The 18,349-nt window shown below is 54.1% G+C and carries 16 protein-coding genes; 7 read left to right on the top strand and 9 right to left on the bottom strand.

Going from position 1 to position 18,349, the window contains the following annotated elements; translation table 11 throughout:
- Positions 1-27: 27 nt before the first annotated feature.
- Both ACVLVH_RS15910 and yccS read left to right on the top strand, forming a co-directional pair.
- Positions 28-471, top strand: a complete 444-nt coding sequence (locus tag ACVLVH_RS15910) for a YccF domain-containing protein (RefSeq protein ID WP_008101434.1) — start codon at positions 28-30, stop codon at positions 469-471.
- Between the two features lie 9 nt (positions 472-480).
- A complete protein-coding gene (gene yccS / locus ACVLVH_RS15915) occupies positions 481-2,619 on the top strand; it encodes a YccS family putative transporter (protein ID WP_192234372.1) in 2,139 nt (712 codons plus the stop codon).
- Here yccS and ACVLVH_RS15920 read toward each other — a convergent pair.
- Positions 2,616-3,245 (bottom strand): TfoX/Sxy family DNA transformation protein, encoded by a 630-nt coding sequence (locus tag ACVLVH_RS15920; protein WP_101760920.1) that lies wholly within the window; start codon positions 3,243-3,245, stop codon positions 2,616-2,618. The genes yccS and ACVLVH_RS15920 overlap by 4 nt on opposite strands.
- A 222-nt stretch (positions 3,246-3,467) precedes the next feature.
- Between ACVLVH_RS15920 and sulA the strand changes: the two genes are divergently transcribed.
- Together sulA and ompA are read left to right on the top strand one after the other, a co-directional pair.
- A complete protein-coding gene (gene sulA, locus ACVLVH_RS15925; protein WP_101760921.1) occupies positions 3,468-3,959 on the top strand; it encodes an SOS-induced cell division inhibitor SulA in 492 nt (163 codons plus the stop codon).
- Between the two features lie 349 nt (positions 3,960-4,308).
- Positions 4,309-5,376: a porin OmpA gene (gene ompA / locus ACVLVH_RS15930; RefSeq protein ID WP_192413827.1), complete on the top strand. Its 1,068-nt coding sequence runs from the start codon at positions 4,309-4,311 to the stop codon at positions 5,374-5,376.
- 75 nt (positions 5,377-5,451) lie between these two features.
- Here ompA and matP read toward each other — a convergent pair whose 3' ends face one another.
- Entirely contained in the window at positions 5,452-5,919 is a 468-nt protein-coding gene (matP, locus tag ACVLVH_RS15935) for a macrodomain Ter protein MatP (protein ID WP_008101445.1), read from the bottom strand.
- Positions 5,920-5,972: 53 nt separating this feature from the next.
- Here matP and ACVLVH_RS15940 point away from each other — a divergent pair, with 53 nt between their 5' ends.
- Positions 5,973-7,835: an AAA family ATPase gene (locus ACVLVH_RS15940; protein WP_498949715.1), complete on the top strand. Its 1,863-nt coding sequence runs from the start codon at positions 5,973-5,975 to the stop codon at positions 7,833-7,835.
- Between the two features lie 67 nt (positions 7,836-7,902).
- Positions 7,903-8,421, top strand: coding sequence for a bifunctional 3-hydroxydecanoyl-ACP dehydratase/trans-2-decenoyl-ACP isomerase (gene fabA, locus ACVLVH_RS15945; RefSeq protein ID WP_101760924.1), 519 nt, complete (start codon positions 7,903-7,905; stop codon positions 8,419-8,421).
- 66 nt (positions 8,422-8,487) lie between these two features.
- Here the strand turns inward: fabA and rmf are convergent, their stop codons facing one another.
- The 6 genes from rmf to rlmKL form a co-directional block, all read right to left on the bottom strand.
- Positions 8,488-8,655: a ribosome modulation factor gene (rmf, locus tag ACVLVH_RS15950; RefSeq protein ID WP_071531634.1), complete on the bottom strand. Its 168-nt coding sequence runs from the start codon at positions 8,653-8,655 to the stop codon at positions 8,488-8,490.
- A gap of 269 nt (positions 8,656-8,924) precedes the next feature.
- On the bottom strand, positions 8,925-9,491 hold the full coding sequence (gene pqiC, locus ACVLVH_RS15955) for a membrane integrity-associated transporter subunit PqiC (protein ID WP_101760925.1): 567 nt from the start codon (positions 9,489-9,491) through the stop codon (positions 8,925-8,927).
- The gene (gene pqiB / locus ACVLVH_RS15960) at positions 9,488-11,131 is read right to left on the bottom strand and encodes an intermembrane transport protein PqiB (protein ID WP_192413831.1); all 1,644 of its coding nucleotides are present in this window, start codon (positions 11,129-11,131) and stop codon (positions 9,488-9,490) included. The genes pqiC and pqiB overlap by 4 nt, the downstream gene beginning before the upstream one ends.
- Positions 11,103-12,386, bottom strand: coding sequence for a membrane integrity-associated transporter subunit PqiA (pqiA, locus tag ACVLVH_RS15965; protein ID WP_192413834.1), 1,284 nt, complete (start codon positions 12,384-12,386; stop codon positions 11,103-11,105). Before pqiA ends, pqiB begins: the two co-directional genes overlap by 29 nt.
- A gap of 15 nt (positions 12,387-12,401) precedes the next feature.
- On the bottom strand, positions 12,402-14,312 hold the full coding sequence (locus tag ACVLVH_RS15970) for an ABC transporter ATP-binding protein (RefSeq protein ID WP_137385513.1): 1,911 nt from the start codon (positions 14,310-14,312) through the stop codon (positions 12,402-12,404).
- A gap of 5 nt (positions 14,313-14,317) precedes the next feature.
- Positions 14,318-16,435 carry a bifunctional 23S rRNA (guanine(2069)-N(7))-methyltransferase RlmK/23S rRNA (guanine(2445)-N(2))-methyltransferase RlmL gene (gene rlmKL, locus ACVLVH_RS15975; RefSeq protein WP_192234381.1) on the bottom strand — a complete coding sequence of 706 codons (2,118 nt, stop codon included), beginning with the start codon at positions 16,433-16,435 and terminating at the stop codon, positions 14,318-14,320.
- A 108-nt stretch (positions 16,436-16,543) separates the two neighbouring features.
- Between rlmKL and ACVLVH_RS15980 the strand changes: the two genes are divergently transcribed.
- Positions 16,544-17,653: a YcbX family protein gene (locus ACVLVH_RS15980; protein WP_192413836.1), complete on the top strand. Its 1,110-nt coding sequence runs from the start codon at positions 16,544-16,546 to the stop codon at positions 17,651-17,653.
- Between the two features lie 5 nt (positions 17,654-17,658).
- On the opposite strand, the gene ACVLVH_RS15985 is transcribed toward ACVLVH_RS15980, so the two are convergent.
- Entirely contained in the window at positions 17,659-18,201 is a 543-nt protein-coding gene (locus ACVLVH_RS15985) for a cell division protein ZapC (protein WP_101760931.1), read from the bottom strand.
- Positions 18,202-18,349: the final 148 nt, after the last annotated feature.

Consider the following 18,349-nt stretch of genomic DNA (forward strand, 5'->3'; position numbering starts at 1 on the left):
GCGGATTGCAAAAGGAAAAACACGTTTATGCGTACCGTACTTAACATTCTTAATTTCATTCTCGGCGGCTTTTTCACCACCCTCAGCTGGCTGTTTGCCACGCTGGTGAGCATCGTGCTGATTTTTACGCTGCCGTTGACGCGTTCCTGCTGGGAAATCACCAAACTGTCTCTGCTGCCCTTTGGCAACGAAGCGGTGCATGTCGATGTGCTGCGTCCCGACAGTAAAAGCCATGTGATGAATACCGGCGGCACCTTCCTTAACATTTTCTGGCTGATACTGTTTGGCTGGTGGTTGTGTCTTGCGCATATCTCGGCCGGTATCGTGCAGTGTCTGACCATCATCGGCATTCCTGTTGGCATCGCCAACTTCAAAATTGCCGCGATTGCGCTGTGGCCGGTTGGCCGTCGCGTGGTCTCCGTTGAAGAAGCGCAGGCTGCGCGTGAAGCCAATGCGCGTCGCCGCTACTGAGGCCGTTCAATGATTCATGACGCCTTGCCAGGCTGGCGACGTTATCTGTTTAACAGCAGCCTGCGCTACTTGCTGCGCATCTTCTTTGCCTTAACCGGATGCGCGGCGGTACCGTGGTGGCTGCACCAAATCGAGTGGACCATTCCGCTGACGCTCGGCGTGGTCGCCGCGGCGCTGGCGGATCTCGACGATCGCTGGATTGGGCGTGTACGCAATCTTTTGATCACCCTGGTGTGTTTCTGTATTGCTTCGGTGTCGGTGGAACTGCTGTTCCCCCATCCGTGGGCGTTTGCTCTGGGTCTGGCGCTTTCCAGCTGGGGCTTTATTTTGCTCGGTGCGCTGGGACAGCGTTATGCCACCATCGCCTTTGGTGCGCTGCTGATTGCGGTTTATACCATGCTGGGCATCAGCTTGTTCCCACAGTGGTGGATGCAGCCAGCGCTGCTGTTGATCGGTGCCCTTTGGTACAACTTGCTGACCTTTGTTGGTCATTTGATGTTTCCGGTGCGTCCGGTGCAGGAACAGCTGGCAGGCAGTTTTTCCCAGCTGGCGCGCTATCTTGAAGCCAAAGCAAACCTGTTTGATCCCGATGGCGGCGATCAGGATGACGCTACGCTGGTTGCCACGGCGATGGTCAACAGCCAGTTGGTGGCCCAGCTCAATCTCACTAAAAGCACCATTCAAAGTCGTTTGCGTGGCGACCGCGGTTCACGCAGCACGCGTCGCAGCCTGCACTACTATTTTGTCGCGCAGGATATCCATGAACGCGCCAGCTCCTCGCATCTGCAATATCATTTGCTGCGTGATAACTGGCGTTACAACGAAGTGCTGTTCCGTTTCCAGCGCCTGATGAACATGCAAGCGCGCGCGTGTCGGCAACTGGCGGAGACCATTTTGCTGCGTCAGCCGTGGCATCACGACAGCCATTTTGAACGCACCTTTGAACGGCTGGAAACCGCGCTGCAACGCCTTCAGCAGAACGAGCCGCAGGATCCACACATTCACGCACTGTTCTGGCTGCTGCGTAATCTGCGTGCCATTGATGCGCAACTGGCATCGATTGAGTCAGAGCAGATGCTGGCCGAACCGTCCCCGCAGAGCGATCACCATCTGTCACGCGAAGGGCTCAGCGGCTGGGCGGATATCCGCTTACGCCTGAGTCGCCATCTCAGCCCACAATCTGCCCTGTTCCGCCATGCAGTGCGTATGTCGCTGGTATTGTGTGTTGGCTACGCCTTTATTCAAATCACCGGCGTCGATCGCGGTTACTGGATCTTGCTGACCAGCCTGTTCGTCTGCCAGCCCAATTACAACGCCACCCGACGCCGCCTCGCCTTGCGTATCGGCGGTACCTTAGCCGGCATCGCCATCGGTTTGCCGGTCTTGTGGCTGGTGCCCTCGATTGAAGGTCAACTGGTGCTGATTGTGCTGAGCGGCGTGCTGTTCTTCGCATTCCGCCAGATTCAATATGCACAAGCCACGTTGTTTATCACCTTGCTGGTTCTGCTGTGCTTCAATTTGCTCGGCGAAGGCTTTGAAGTGGCGCTACCGCGCGTGGTGGATACCTTGCTTGGCTGTGGCCTGGCATGGCTAGCGGTGGCTTTTGTCTGGCCTGACTGGCGTTTTCGCAAAATCACCGCCGTTGCCGATCGAACATTGGATGCCAACTGCCGCTATCTGGATGCGATTATGGAGCAATACCATCAAGGCAAGGACAATCGCCTGGCTTATCGCGTGGCACGTCGCGATGCGCATAACGCCGATGCTGAGCTAGCGTCAGTGGTGTCAAACATCAGTGGTGAACTTAAGCTACAACAACCGTTACGTGAGAATGCGTTTCGACTGCTGTGTCTGAACCACTCCTTCCTCAGCTATATCTCGGCGCTGGGAGCGCATCGCGAACAGCTGGCAGATAGTACCTTGCTGACCTTACTGGATGACGCGGTCTGCTTCATAGAAGATGTGCTGCAGATCGATCAGGTTACGGATACGCAAGCCACAGAGATGCAGCAGGCGCTAATGCAGCGCATGAGCGAGATGAAAAACAGCCCGGATACACGCGCACCATTAGTGATTCAGCAATTGGGATTGTTGGTCGCGCTGCTGCCCGAAATTGCCCGTCTACGCCGCACCCTCGTCAACGATTAAGGCTGCTGATGCTCCGCCGCCGCATGCTGGCGGAGCATTTTTAAATACCAGGCATAGAGCTCTTGCCGGATGGCGCTGGGTAACGCCGCCTCATGATGTCCTGATATTGCACCTTCCAGCGCCAGCAGCGTTTTTAACCCAATGTGCTTATTCACCGCGCGTAGTTTCAGCCAGCTTTGTCGCGATCCTGTTTCACACAGCAACCGCACCGAACTGATCCCCACCTTATGCAGCATTAGCTCCAGTCGCAGGCTTAAATTCGGCAGATCTTTCAATCGCAGCGAGACAAGTCTGGTAGCCGCTTCCTCCTGTGCGGCGCGCAATGAGCTAGCCGATAACTGCAATAATTGTTCGGGGTTTTGCCATAACTGTGTATCTACTTTGAAGTAGCTTAAGGTCACCGGCACGCCACGCTTGCGGTAAATCAGCGGTTCGAGTGAACGCTGTGCGTTATAGACGTGAAGCGCCTCGCTGGCTCGGAGATAAAGCGCATCTTCATTGATATAAGCAAAAATCACCTTCTCAATAGTCAGCGCATACCCCCCAAATTGCGTACGTGATTCAATTTTACCTAATGCCGCCAACTGCGCTTTCGATTGCTCAACTACCGGGTTATATCTCTTCATAACGCCCCCTTCAATGGATTCCATGCGCGGGAAATTTCCTATAAAAGCTCGCAGATTCATCTGGTTAGAAGATAAAAAAAACGATTTAGCTGTTCAATGAATAAAAGCAGGAGTGCGGGATCTTGTGCAGAAATTGCGAGGCGTTTTCAGAAATTGAGGTTGATCTTTATCCAGGAAGTCATTACTGTACATCCATACAGTTCATTACTGAGTGATTAAATTATGCGTACTCATTTCTCTGGCCCTGCTGATCGTTCACACCGTTTCGCTTCACCTGGCTTAGCGCAACCTTCGCTGGGTGGAATCACTGAACTGCGCTCCAGCGAACAACCTGAAATGATGCAACTTATGCTGCTTCCGGTACTAAAACAGTTGAGCGAGCAATCGCGCTGGCAGCTGTGGCTCACTCCGGCTCATAAGCTAAATCGTAGCTGGATGCAGCAGTCGGGATTGCCGTTAGAAAAGAGTATGCATATCACCGAATCTGAGCGTTTTAACACCGTTGAAAGTATGGTGAAGGCATTACGTACAGGTAACTACAGCGTCGTGCTTGCCTGGATTCCGTACGAATTGAGTGATGAAGAGCGTTTAGAATTGGAACAAGCAGCGGCGGAAGGTGAAGCACTCGGTCTGATTTTGCGTCCACAGGGACGTCAATATGCTCATTCCAGACAACCTAATGCGTCAAAAATTCCCTCAGATTTGTTTCATTAAGTAAATCCAGGAATTTTCTCAGCATTTTTTTTGCAAAAGTTGCATCTAAGCTACTGATTCTTTTCCCGCCAGCTATGACAATGGCTTAGACGCTTTTTTGTTTTCTAATACCGAAGATTTAGCCATATGATTTGTTAAAATGTGTGTATAAATCGCTGTTTTTTTGCTGCCCGGCGTCACATCATACTTGTAAGTTTCCAATCTCGTTGTAGACTTTAGCTCGCCAGGGTGCTCAATAACCTCCGTTTTTTCGGTAGAGTCAAAAGCGAGCGTTTAGACCCGGCGAAGGATTAACACAAAGAGCAACCTTTTTGCTCATTGCCTATTTGGATGATAACGAGGCGCAAAAATGAAAAAGACAGCTATCGCAATTGCAGTGGCACTGGCTGGCTTCGCTACCGTAGCGCAGGCCGCACCTAAAGATAACACTTGGTACACCGGTGCTAAACTGGGCTGGTCTCAGTATCACGATACTGGTTACTACGGTAACGGTTACGCGAACAACGACGGTCCAACTCACGAATCTCAGCTGGGTGCTGGTGCTTTCCTGGGTTATCAGGCTAACCCGTACCTGGGCTTCGAGCTGGGCTACGACTGGTTGGGCCGTATGCCTAACAAAGGCGACACCATCAACGGCGCGTTCAAAGCACAAGGCGTTCAGCTGGCTGCTAAACTGAGCTACCCAATTACCGAAGACTTCGATGTCTACACCCGTCTGGGTGGTATGGTATGGCGTGCTGATTCAACTCAGAACAACAACGGCGTTCGCATCAGCGACCACGACACCGGCGTTTCTCCGCTGGCTGCTGTTGGTGTTGAATACGCACTGACCAAAAACTGGGCAACTCGCCTGGACTACCAGTGGGTTAACAACATCGGTGACGCAGGTACCGTTGGTGCACGTCCAGACAACAGCATGCTGAGCGTAGGCGTTTCTTACCGTTTCGGTCAGGATGAAGATGCAGCGCCAGTTGTAGCTCCGGCTCCAGCTCCAGCGCCAGTTGTTGAAACCAAGCGTTTCACCCTGAAGTCTGACGTTCTGTTCACCTTCAACAAATCTACTCTGAAGCCAGAAGGTCAGCAGGCTCTTGATCAGCTGTACAGCCAGCTGAGCTCAATGGATCCGAAAGACGGCTCTGTTGTAGTACTGGGCTTCACCGATCGCATCGGTTCAGAGCAGTACAACCAGAAACTGTCTGAGAAGCGCGCGCAATCTGTAGTTGATTACCTGGTATCTAAAGGTATCCCTTCTAACAAGATCTCTGCACGCGGTATGGGCGAATCCAACCCAGTTACTGGCAACACCTGTGACAGCGTGAAAGGCCGCAATGCCCTGATCGACTGCCTGGCGCCAGACCGTCGCGTTGAAATTGACGTGAAAGGTATCAAAGACGTTGTAACTCAGCCACAGGCTTAAGTTATCACGCAGTAAAAAACCCCGCTAAGGCGGGGTTTTTTTATGGCTGAATGTAATGAGAACGAAAAAGGGATTCTACTCTTTTTCCGAGCCACCATTTCCGAGGATCGCCTGCAGATCTTGCTTCAGCGTAGACATCTGGCTGGCGTACTTCTCTTTGCGTTCAGCATCTTCAATTAACTGAACTATGGTTTCTGACAGCGTATTACTGCGACGCTGCGCCAATCCTGCCAGACGCTGCCACACCAGATATTCCAGATCGATCGATTTCTTACGCGTGTGCTGATGCTCAGCATTAAAGTGACGTTTACGACGTGCACGTATCGTCTGCTTGAGACGATTCTCCAAATCTGGATGAATGTGCTGGGCGATCCACTCGTTAACCTCAACCGGGCTGTTTTCCATCGACAACAACGTATCGACCGCAGCTTGCGCCGCACTAAGCTCAAGATGACGGGTGATCAGTTCACCCTCCCGATGCTTTTTCACCAGGTATTTCCACTTCCATCCACTTTCAAGATTTTCGAGTTGCTGGTATTTCATCGGAATCTCATCGTGATCACGTAACAAACTAAGAATAACAGCTTTTTTCCTGGATGCAGCAAGGAAAAACATGTTGCAGCCGTCACAATCCGGGCCGGAACTCCGCCGTGATTAACCAGGTTGATTCCTGTATAATCGCGCTTTTCCTAAATCAGACTAATACGAATATTTTGACCAGCACTCAAATTACGTGGCAAGCCCTGCAGCCGGATAGCGACCGCTACCAATCCATTTTCTCGAACGTCTCACTGGAAGATTGCGATAGTCTTGCCGCGGTTCAGCCGCGTCTGCTGAATGCGCTGGCGCATTTGCATCATCAAACCCTGGGTTTTCCGCTGCTGCTGTTACGCAGTCAGGAAAACAGCGATTACCTGGCCTGCATCGCCGATGCGGCGCAACGTTTCCAGCCGGATGAGATTTCTCTTTACGGTGGCGACTATCATGTGATGGGCGATACCGTCAGTCTTCTACCGCCAACCGATATCAATCGCCCCTTCACCAGCCAGGGCGGCGTGCATTTCGCCGACTGGATTGAAGCTGAACAGTTGTTCGGTTGCGTACGTCAATATAAAGACCGTGTGCAGCCTGAACCGGGCTTACTGCATCGCGCCAATGGCGGTACGTTGATTCTTGCGGTCAACACTTTACTGGCACAGCCGCTGCTGTGGCTGCGTTTGCGTAAGTGTATTGAGCAAGGTCGCTTCGATTGGTATTCACAGGATGAGCGTCAACCATTGCCCGTCGCCATTCCCCCGCTACCGTTGCAACTGCGTCTGGTACTGTGTGGCGACCGTGATGCACTGGCCGCCTTCCAGGAAATGGACGTCGAAGTTCATGAGATGGCGCTGTATAGCGAATTCGAAGAGAGCTTACAAATTCTCGACGAAGATGACATGACGTCATGGTGCCAGTGGACGCTAACGCAAGCCGAACAAGCCGGATTAGCGCAGCCTGAAGCCGATTTCTGGCCATTATTGATCACCGAAGCAGCACGCATGACCGGTGATCAAGACACGTTGCCGCTTTGCCCGCGGTGGCTGCGTCGCCAGCTGCAAGAAGCGGCGCTGCATGGCGACAGCATCAATGGCGAAGCGTTGAAAGAAGCGCTGGAAGCGCGCCAATGGCGTGAAGGCTTCCTCGCCGATCGCATGCGTGATGAAATCCTGCTTAATCAGATCATGATTGAAACCGAAGGCGAAGTGGTTGGGCAAATCAACGGCCTTTCGGTGGTTGAGTTCCCAGGCCATCCGCGTCCGTGGGGAGAACCTTCGCGCATTACCTGTGTGGTACATCCGGGCGATGGCGAGTTCACCGATGTGGAGCGCAAAGCCGAATTAGGTGGCAACATCCATGCGAAAGGCATGATGATTATGCAAGCCTACCTGATTGCCGAGCTGGAGCTGGAGCAACAGCTGCCCTTCTCCGCTTCACTGGTGTTTGAACAATCCTACTCCGAAGTGGATGGCGACAGCGCCTCGCTGGCCGAGCTCTGTGCGTTAATCAGTGCGCTGGCTAATCAGCCGGTTAACCAGCAGATTGCGGTGACCGGCTCAGTTGATCAGTTTGGTAACGTGCAGCCCGTCGGCGGCCTGAACGAAAAAATTGAAGGCTTCTTCCAAATCTGTCATTCACGTGAATTGACCGGCAAGCAAGGTGTCATTTTCCCTGCCAGTAACGCGCGCCATCTCAGTCTGAATCAGGATGTTGTGGAAGCGGTTAAGGCCGGACAATTCCATCTTTGGGCCATTGAGAGCGTAGATGAAGCGTTGCCGCTGCTGACCGGCATTGCCTGGCAGAGTGAAAGCGGCGAATCTCTGCTTAGCACCATTCAGGAACGTATTACCCAGCTGAACCAGCAGGAAGCTCGCCTGCGTCCGTGGCCACTGCGTTGGCTCAACTGGTTCAACCACAGCTGATAACATTGCTCAGCGTACAACTGTTCGCTAATATTCGGGCTTCACTAAAAGAAGGCATATTGAGAACATGGTAGATAAACGCGAATCCTATAGTAAAGAAGACCTGATTGCCTCGGGTCGCGGCGAACTGTTTGGCGAAAATGGACCGCCGCTTCCATCCAACAACATGTTGATGATGGACCGCGTGGTCAAAATGACCGAAGACGGCGGTAAATTCGATAAAGGTTTCGTCGAAGCCGAACTGGATATCCGCCCTGACCTGTGGTTCTTTGACTGCCACTTCATTGGCGATCCGGTAATGCCGGGTTGCCTCGGCCTGGATGCGATGTGGCAGCTGGTGGGTTTCTACCTCGGCTGGCTGGGCGCAGAAGGTAAAGGCCGCGCGTTGGGCGTGGGTGAAGTGAAGTTCACTGGACAAGTCCTGCCTACTGCCAAAAAAGTGACCTATAAAATTCACTTCAAACGTGTGATTAACCGTAAACTGGTGATGGGCGTGGCAGATGGCGAAGTCTTCGTTGACGGGAACCTGATTTACTCTGCGACCGATTTGAAAGTGGGTCTGTTCAAAGACACTTCAGCTTTCTAATCCTTCCAAATGAAAACCTCCGCACGCAGCGGAGGTTTCTTCCATAATGTTAGACATCCAGCAGTGCTAGGCCACCGCTGACCTGTCCTCCATGGCTTGACGCCAACCTCCCAACCAGTGAGACCGTGCATCGATCAATTGATAAGGGCATATCTCTTTCGAGCGGCCCGTAATACCGGCTTGGTAGCCTCGTGAATGTGCTCGTTCCAGGCGGTCTCTCTTCTGTCTCTTCATGCCTCGTTTCCCTCATTTCAGGTCTGGTGGAATCTGGGTGGAAAGAAAGAGTGGCGATATAATGTTCAACCACAGTAATGTTCTAACCCGATGCCGAAGAAAGGTCAATGCGCAAAATTCACGCCAATGTCATGTTTTTGACGTTAAAGTGCCATGTAGAATTGTCAGTTGATCGTCTATCAGGCTGATTAGGCAATAAAAAAAGCCCCTGATTTGACTGCGATCACACTACAGTAAATCAAGGACTTAGCATAAGCATCGAACAAATCTTAATTTAGCGAAACGACACTATTTGCGATTTGTTGTGCGGTTTGCTGCCAGCCGAGAGCCAGAGTACGTACCAGCGCATCGTAGCCATCTTCGGTTTGCGGCAGCGTCAGATTAAAGCCATGTTTGATTAGGCGTCCTTGATGCTGCAGTAACCATTCGCCACTCACCACCACTTGTCCATCGTAGCGTCCCTGGAAACCGGTAACGTTTACCGACAGCGTATCGTGCGTATCGCCCAGCGGCGCACCGGCAACCAGGCGGCCAGGTAGCGCTTTACTGAGATTACTGATCAACGTTTGCTGCAGCTGTTGATCGAGCGGACTGGCCCACAGGTTATTGGCTGCAATCACGTACTTCACATCGCTGGTCTGATAGACCAGGCCATTGCCCGCCATGTAATCCGGTACCGTTACTTGCTCAACCCAAATCATCGGTTGGCCAGTGCCCGCGGCACTTTCAACGCGCGCCACATTGCTGCCCGCAGGCAGCTGATAATAGGTATTTTCAATGGTGCTGCTGCAGCCTGCCAGCAGCAACAGCGCCCCGATAATTAGCCCTTTTTTCACTGTTTCGCCCTCTTTGGCTGTGGATCCTGGCCCGGCTTGGCCTCAAACACCAGCGCGTTACTTTTGCTATTCAGCGTTTTCAGCACCGGCTGCAGTTCTCGCAGTACCTGATCAAGCCGCTGCATATCGCCCACCAGCTTGCTGTAAGCCGGTGAACCTGGCTGCAGCCCTTTCATGCTGCGGTTCAGTTCGCGCAGGGTTTGCTGCATGTCTGAAGGCAGGGTTTTCATCGCCGGATTCGCCGTGATCTGATTAAGGTTATCCAGCGTTTTCTGCAGCCGCTGCAGGGTGCGCTGGCTCTCTTTCAAGGTACCTGTGGCTTCATTCAGCACTGGATTAAGTGGCAAGCCGTTGATCTTATCCAGCGCCGCCATCAGTTTCTGCTGAATCTGCGCCAGGCCGCCGCTGACGGTTGGAATCACTTCCAGGCCAGCCACCTGATTCGGGCCTTGATACGCCGGTGCGTTATCGTAGAAATCGAGGTCGATAAAAAGCGCGCCAGACAGCAGGTTGCCGGTTTTCAGCGTCGCACGCAGACCGCGTTTTTTGCCATCCTGCAGATGCTGCTCAAGATTGAAATCTCCGCCCAGGCGATTAACAAACCGATCCGGCTCAATGCGAATCAGCACCGGCACACGATAATCCGTATTCAGCGCCTGATTCACGCCCGGAATCATATAAGGCACTTGTGACACCGTACCCAAACGAATGCCGCGGAACTCAACCGGTGCGCCAACCTGCAAGCCGCGAATTGAATCGGTGAAGAACAGCAGGAAATCGGTATGAGCACTGTAGAGCGAATCCTGGATGCTGCGCTGATCGTCGTACAGATGGTATTCCGCCTTGTTCTCCGCCGCCCGGCCCAGCTCAGCGCCGTCCGGCACATCAAAGCTGACGCCGCCGCTGAATAGCGTAGTGAGCGATCCCATCTCTACGCGCATGCCTGATGCAGACATATCGACGGCAATACCACTGTCTTTCCAGAAACGCACGTTGGTGGTGATCAGGCGATCGTAAGGCGCCGAGATAAACAGCTGATAAGTCATCATGCGTTTATCGGTATCAAAGTTGCTGGTTTCCACTGAACCTACGCGATAACCGCGGAACAGCACCGGATCGCCCGCATTAAGCTGACCGGCTTTTTTACTGTCGAGCGTTATGCGAATGCCTTTGGCATCCGGCGGCGCCAGCGGCGGTGCATCCAGCAGTTGATAACGTTCCGGCTTATCGCCCTTCGCGCCCGGCTGCAGCTCGATATAGGCACCGGAAAGCAGCGTGCCCAATCCGGTAATGCCTTCGCGACCAATTTGCGGTTTCACCACCCAAAATGCGCTGTCGCCCTGCAGCAACTTTTCCATGCCCGAATTAAGACGCGCTTTAATCTCTACATGGTGCAAATCGTCGGTCAGAACCGCGCTTTCCACCACACCGACGTTGACGCTGCGGCTCTTAATGGTGGTTTTACCGGCTTCGATGCCTTCCGCATTCTCGGTAATCAGCGTCACTTCCGGGCCCTGATGGCTGAAGTGATAAAAAAGAATCCATCCGCCGATTAACAGCGTGACAATAGGTACAATCCAGACCGGCGACCAGCGTTTAATCTGGTCGACCTTAGCAGTCCCGTGATGGTTGTCCGTCAAGACGCGGCTCCTTACGTTCAGTTTCTCGTTGTCGATCCCACAGCAGGCGCGGATCAAAGGTCATTGCGGCAAACATGGTGAGGATGACCACCATGGCAAACAGCAGCGCGCCCGGCGCAGGATACACGCTCATCAGCCGACCCATCCGCACCAGCGCAGAGAGAACGGCGATTACAAACACATCAATCATTGACCAACGGCCAACGAATTCAACCACCTCATAAACCACGTGCATCTTTTCATCATCGCGCCCACCGCGTCCGCTGCCGTGCCAGCACAGCCAGGCAATCGCCAGCATTTTCAGCGAAGGCACCATGATACTGGCGATGAAGATCACCAGCGCCACCGGCCACGAACCGTCGCTCCATAGCAAAATTACCCCGGCCATAATGTTCGAAGGATATTGCGAACCGAGCGTTTCGGTCACCATGATCGGCATGATATTCGAGGGAATGTAGAGCATCACCGAGGTGATCAGCAGCGCCAGCGTCCACTGCAGACTGTGCTTGCGGCGCGCATGCGCCTTCACACCACAACGCGGGCACGCCAGTTGGTCAGCGGGCAGAATCGCGGTACAACACGGACAGCTACGCAAACCTTGCTTGAGGCCGCTAACACCGGCCAGCGGCGTTTTCGGCAACGGCGGTAACGGATTGATGCGGTGCCACACCCAACGGCGATCAACACATTGAAAAGCGCGCAATTGCAACACGCAGAACAGACACCACGGCCAAAAACTGCTGCCGAGGCCAATCTCACCATACGCCATCAGCTTAACGAAACTGACCAGCACGCCGGCCATAAAAATTTCCGCCATGCCCCAGCTACGCAGCTGAAACAGCACGCGCGCCAACCCAAGCCGCAGGCTGTGCGGCATGCGGACGTTATTGACCAGCAGAATAATGGTGATCATGCAGAAGGCAGGAATGCCCTGCACAAACAGCAGAAACAGCGTTGCCAGGCTGCGGTAATCTTCGCGATCCATCACCTGGGGGATTTCGAGCAGCGATATCTGGCTGCTCAATCCCGCGACGTGCATATTGATGAAAGGAAACAGATTGGCCAGCACCAGCATGAACAGGGCCGAAAAGGCGTAGCCGGTCGGACGTCGACGCGGCTCCTGCCAGTTGGCTTGCAGCGTGGTGTGACAACGCGGGCAACGCGCACGGCTGCCAACCGGTACAGCGGGCAGCTTTACTGTTAAATCACACTGTGGACAAAGACTCCACTGATGCGCTTGATCCGCTGCACACATGCTGACTCCTTCCGATTACGCGCCGTTTTTCAGTGCTTCCAGCTCTTCCCAGCGTTCGAACGCCACTTCCAGCTCCTGCTCGGTTTGCGCTAACGCATCCAGAACCGGCTGGGTTTTATCGTGTGGCTGGCTGAAGAAATCTGGATGACTCATTTTAGCCTGCAACTCACCGATGCGGGTTTCCAGCTGCTCGAGTTTTTGTGGCAGCTGTTCCAGCTCACGTGCCAGGTTATAGCTTAGCTTGTTGGCCGGACGTTTGGCGGCGTCGCTTTTCTCAGCGGTTTTCACCGGTGTAGCCGGTTTAGCCTGCGAGGCTTTGCCCTGCTTATAGGCTGCGCGCTGCTGCTGAGCATCGTGATAGCCACCGACAAAGGTGCCGATTTCGCCGTTGCCTTCAAAGATCCAGCACTCGGTCACGGTGTTGTCGACGAATTGACGGTCGTGGCTCACCAGCATCACGGTGCCCTGATAACCATCCACCAGCTCTTCCAGCAATTCCAGCGTTTCGACGTCAAGGTCGTTGGTCGGTTCATCGAGAATCAGCAGGTTGCTTGGCTTGAGGAACAGACGCGCCAGCAGCAGGCGGTTACGCTCACCGCCGGACAAGGCGCGCACCGGCGTCATGGCGCGTTTCGGATGGAACAGGAAGTCCTGCAGATAACCGAGCACGTGGCGCGGTTTGCCGTTAACCATCACTTCCTGTTTACCTTCAGCGAGGTTATCCATCACGGTACGATCCGGATCCAGCTCAGCGCGGTGCTGATCGAAGTAAGCGATTTCCAGCTTGGTACCGCAATGCACGCGGCCGCTGTCGGCTTTCAGCTGATCCAGCATCAAACGCAGCAAGGTGGTTTTACCGCAACCGTTCGGGCCAATCAGGGCGATTTTGTCGCCGCGCTGCACCTGAGTAGAGAAGTCTTTCACCAGGGTTTTGCCACCCACGCTGTAATTGACATCTTCCATCTCAAACACGATTTTGCCTGAACGTGCCGCTTCGCCGACTTGCATATTGGCTTTGCCCATCACTTCACGACGTGCAGAGCGCTCGTTACGCAGCGCTTTCAAGGCACGTACACGGCCTTCGTTACGCGTGCGGCGCGCTTTGATGCCCTGACGGATCCACACTTCTTCCTGCGCCAGCTTGCGGTCAAACTCGGCGTTCTGCATCTCTTCGACACGCAGCGCTTCTTCTTTGCCGGTCAGGAACAGATCGTAGTTCCCCGGCCAGGAAACCAGCTTGCCGCGATCAAGATCGACAATGCGCGTCGCCATGTTGCGAATAAACGAACGGTCATGCGAAATGAAGATGATGCTGCCGGTGAATGTCTTGAGGAACGTTTCCAGCCAATCAATGGTTTCGATATCAAGGTGGTTGGTCGGTTCGTCGAGCATCAGTACGCGCGGGTTGCTCACCAGCGCGCGGCCCAACGCCGCTTTACGCAGCCAGCCGCCAGACAGCGAAGACAACTCGGTATCCGCATCCAGACCAATCTGCTGCAGCACATCGTTGATGCGGCTATCCAGCTGCCACAGATTCTGATGGTCAAGGATGGTTTGCAAACGACCCATCTCGTTCAGGTTCTTCTCGCTCGGATCTTCCATCACCAGATGGGAAATCGCGTGATAAGCCTTGAGATGCTCCGCCTGCTCGGCCACGCCTTCGGCAACGAAGTCATAAACAGAACCGGTAATGTTGCGTGGCGGATCCTGTTGCAGACGCGCCACCACCAAATCCTGCTCATAAATGATGCGGCCGTCATCCAGCGGCTGTTCGCCGTTGATGATTTTCATCAGCGTCGATTTACCGGCGCCGTTACGGCCAACCAGACAGACGCGTTCGCCCTCTTCGATATGCAGTTCGGTGTTATCCAACAGCGGCGCATCGCTGAACGAGAGGTAAGCGCCATGGATACTGATCAGTGACATAAAACTTATTCCTTACCGGCGTGGCTAACCAGCCAGCAGTTGTGAATTTGACGGTTGCGCGCGAAATCCTGCGACAGCGTTTTTTGGGTAATTTCCTGCGCCTGCAGACCCAGACGTTCTAAGCCGTCGAGATCCATTTTGAAGCCGCGCTTGTTGTTGGAGAACATAATGGTGCCACCGCGACGCAGCAAACGTTTCAGGTTCTGCATCAGCATCATGTGATCGCGCTGCACGTCGAAATCGTCTTCCATGCGCTTAGAGTTAGAGAACGTCGGCGGATCGATAAAGATCAAATCAAACTGTTCGTCACTCTCACGCAACCAGCTCAGGCAATCGGCGTGCATCAGGCGATGATTACGGCCGGTTAAACCGTTAAGGCGCAGGTTGCGCTCGGCCCACTCCAGATAAGTACGCGACATATCCACGGTGGTGGTGGTTTTCGCGCCACCTAAACCGGCGTGTACGCTGGCGGTACCGGTATACGCAAACAGATTGAGGAAATCTTTGCCTGCGCTCATTTTGCCCAGCATCTGGCGCGCGATACGGTGATCGAGGAACAAACCAGTATCCAGATAATCGGTGAGATTCACCAGCAGACGCGCATCAAATTCCTGCACTTCGAAGAAATCGCCCTTCTCGCCCAGCTTTTGATACTGGCTTTTGCCTTTTTGGCGCTCGCGGGTCTTCATTACCAGACGATTGGCCGGGATCTCCAGCACGCTCAGCGTAGCGCTGATCACATCGAACAGACGCTGACGCGCTTTGTTCGCGTCCACGGTTTTCGGCGGCGCATACTCCTGAATCACCACCCAATCAGCGTAACGATCGACCGCTACGTTGTACTCAGGCAGATCGGCGTCATACAGACGATAGCAATCGATATTCGACTGACGCGCCCATTTATCCAGCTTCTTCAGGTTCTTGCGCAGACGGTTAGCAAAATCTTCGGCGATCTGCGCGCCGCCTTCTGCACTGGTTGCAGCCAGCTGATAGTTTTTCTGCACGCACTCCAGCGGGCCGTTTTTGGCTTTAAACTGACGATCGGCACGCAGTTGCAAGCAGCTCAGCAGCTCTGGCGAGGCGCTGAACAGCGACAGATTCCAGCCGCCGAAGTGCTGCTTCATGATGCGGCCCAGCTGGCTGTGCAGCGCAATCAGCGCCGGTTCGCTTTCCAGACGCTCACCGTACGGCGGGTTGCTCAATACCGTGCCGGTAATCTCTTTGCCCGCCAGCGGATTCTTCAGCTTAATCACATCCTGCTGGGCAAAGGTGAACAGTTCGAACACGCCTGCACGACGGGCGTTGGCGCGCGCCGATTCCAGCACGCGGCTGTCATTATCGTAGCCAAAGAAACGGGCGGTCGCAGCGGCGGTACCCACGCGCGCGCGCTCTTTTGCGGCAGCATGAACTTCCTGCCATGCAGCCTGATTATGTTTCTTCCAGCGATTGAAGCCCCAATGGGTACGCAGCAGGCCAGGCGCGCGATCGCAGGCGATCAACGCCGCTTCCAGCAGCAGCGTACCGGAACCACACATCGGATCGACCAACGGCGTGCTGCTCTGCCAACCGGAACGCATCACGATGGCTGCCGCTAAGGTTTCTTTTAGCGGCGCTGCGCCGGTTTGCTGGCGATAGCCGCGCTGATGCAGTGAATCACCGCTTAGATCCAGCGCGATGCTGACGCGATCTTTGTTCAGCCACGCATTGATGCGGATGCCCGGTTGTTCACGATCAACGTTCGGGCGCTCCAGATTCTGGCGGGTAAAGCTATCGACGATGGCATCTTTAATGCGCAGCGCACCGAACTGGCTGTTGCGGATCACCTCGTTGGTGCCGCTAAAATGGATGGCAAAACTGGTGTTGCTGTCGAACATCTCGGTCCACGGGATACTTTGCGCCCCCACGTAAAGATCGAGATCGCTCCAGACGCCAAATTCTCCCAGCGGCAGCAAAATGCGCGAAGCCAGACGGCTCCACAGCAGGCTTTGGTACATTACATGGTCGTCGGCCTGAAAGTGGACGCCGCCCTGCACCACCTGCAAATCCTGCGCACCCAGCGCGTCTAGCTCACTTTTCAACAGCTCTTCGAGCCCACGCGCCGTACTGGCAAACAGAGAATTCATATCGTCACTTTTTACTCTTGCTTAAATTGCTGCGCATTATAGCGAATCAGCGTGCTATGTCATAAAGTTAGCTTCTTTAAAACTTATGACCCCTTTTTTGGAGTGGTGATGATTACGCTTTCACGCCTTTACATCCATCCCGTTAAATCTATGCGCGGTCTGCAACTGTCACATGCGCAGGTGCTGGAAAGCGGTCTGGGCTTTGATCGCATCTTTATGGTGACCGAACGGGACGGCACGTTCGTGACCGCCCGCCAGTTTCCGGAAATGGTGCGCTTTACTCCGGCGCTGCTGCCGGACGGGCTGTTTCTGCAGGCAGCGGATGGTTCGCAGGCGCTGATCCGCTTCGCTGATTTCACTGCTGAGCAGTCACCCACCGAAGTCTGGGGCAACCATTTCACCGCGCATATTGCACCTGACGCGATCAACAGCTGGTTAAGCACCTTCTTCCCGCGTCCGGTGCAGCTGCGCTGGACCGGCGTGCAACCGACGCGCCGCGTGAAGCGTTTTGATCATGTGCCACTGAGTTTCGCCGACGGTTTTCCTTACCTGCTGGTGAATATGGCCTCGTTGCAGGATCTGCAACAGCGCTGTCCGGCCAGCGTGCGCGTTGAGCAGTTCCGTCCCAATCTGGTGGTGAGCGGCGCGGCCGCCTGGGAAGAAGATAGCTGGAAACGCCTGCAAATTGGCGAGATCACCTTTGAGATGCCGAAGCCGTGCAGCCGCTGCGTGTTTACTACCGTCGGTACCGAAAGCGGCCGTAAACATCCTGATGGCGAACCGCTCTCGACCTTGCAGGGTTTTCGCAGCGCGCAGGATGGCAGCGGCGATATCGATTTCGGCCTGAATTTGATCGCCCTTAATAGCGGCATTATTCGCGTCGGCGATGCGGTGACCATTATCGAGAAGCAAACCCCACGCGCTTACGGTGCGGGCGCCGTGGTCGAAACGCTGGCGCCAGCCGCCAGCAGCCACAGTGCGGTGAGCATCGATTATCAGGGGACGAGCTTTAGCGGCGACAATCAGCAAGTGCTGCTAGAACAGTTGGAAATGCAGGGTTTCCGCATTCCCTACTCGTGCCGCGCCGGGATTTGTGGCAGCTGCAAAGTGACGTTGGTGGCGGGTGAAGTGAAGGCACTGAAGAAAAGCGCGGTGCGCGCGGATGGTACCATCTTAAGCTGCAGCTGTATTCCGGCAGGCGATATCGAACTGGCGTAAGCCGATTACACCGCCCGCGCAAAGTGGGCGGTTTGTTCCTGCTGCTGTGGACGCAGACGATCGTTCATGATCTTTATCGCATCACCCAACTGCATACCTTTACCCGCCACGGTTAGCGCGTTTTGCGCTAATAAGCACAGCGCGGCATTTTCACCGCTTTCAACCACAAACAGTTGTGCCTGTTCGCCGCTATCAGCCAGCGTCACCGCCACCATATCGCCCGCTGCTGGCTGCCAGCTGTGCGCATGATTCGTGAAGTGCCAGCTTTTTGGCATCAGGGGTTTGAGAAAACGACTGGCCACCAGCGCGTTTAACACTAATTCCGCACGCTGATCGCCTTTTAATCCACTCTGACGGCAACGTTCTTCAAAGCTAAAATAGAGCGCGGCGTCATCAACGCAAAAACCGCTGACATTAAAGGCATCAGGCGTCAGCATTTTGCGCGAGAAGCGCGAGCGAAATAACATGCCGTCGGCTAAATCCAGCATCATGCGGTCATGATCAGCGTCGAAATACCAACGCCAGTTGTCATCAGGTTTGATTTTCATGATCTGCCCTGTGGTTTATCGCTGCGCTAAACGGCGCTTAATTAAAAAAATAAATCTGAGAAAAAGCTGAAAAATGCATCAGCAGGACAAAATATAAACGAGCCGAAGGGATAAATAAACCCCTCGGCGCAGTAAAGTGGGAAATGTC

It is taken from the genome of Kluyvera sp. 1366 (genome assembly GCF_054823405.1).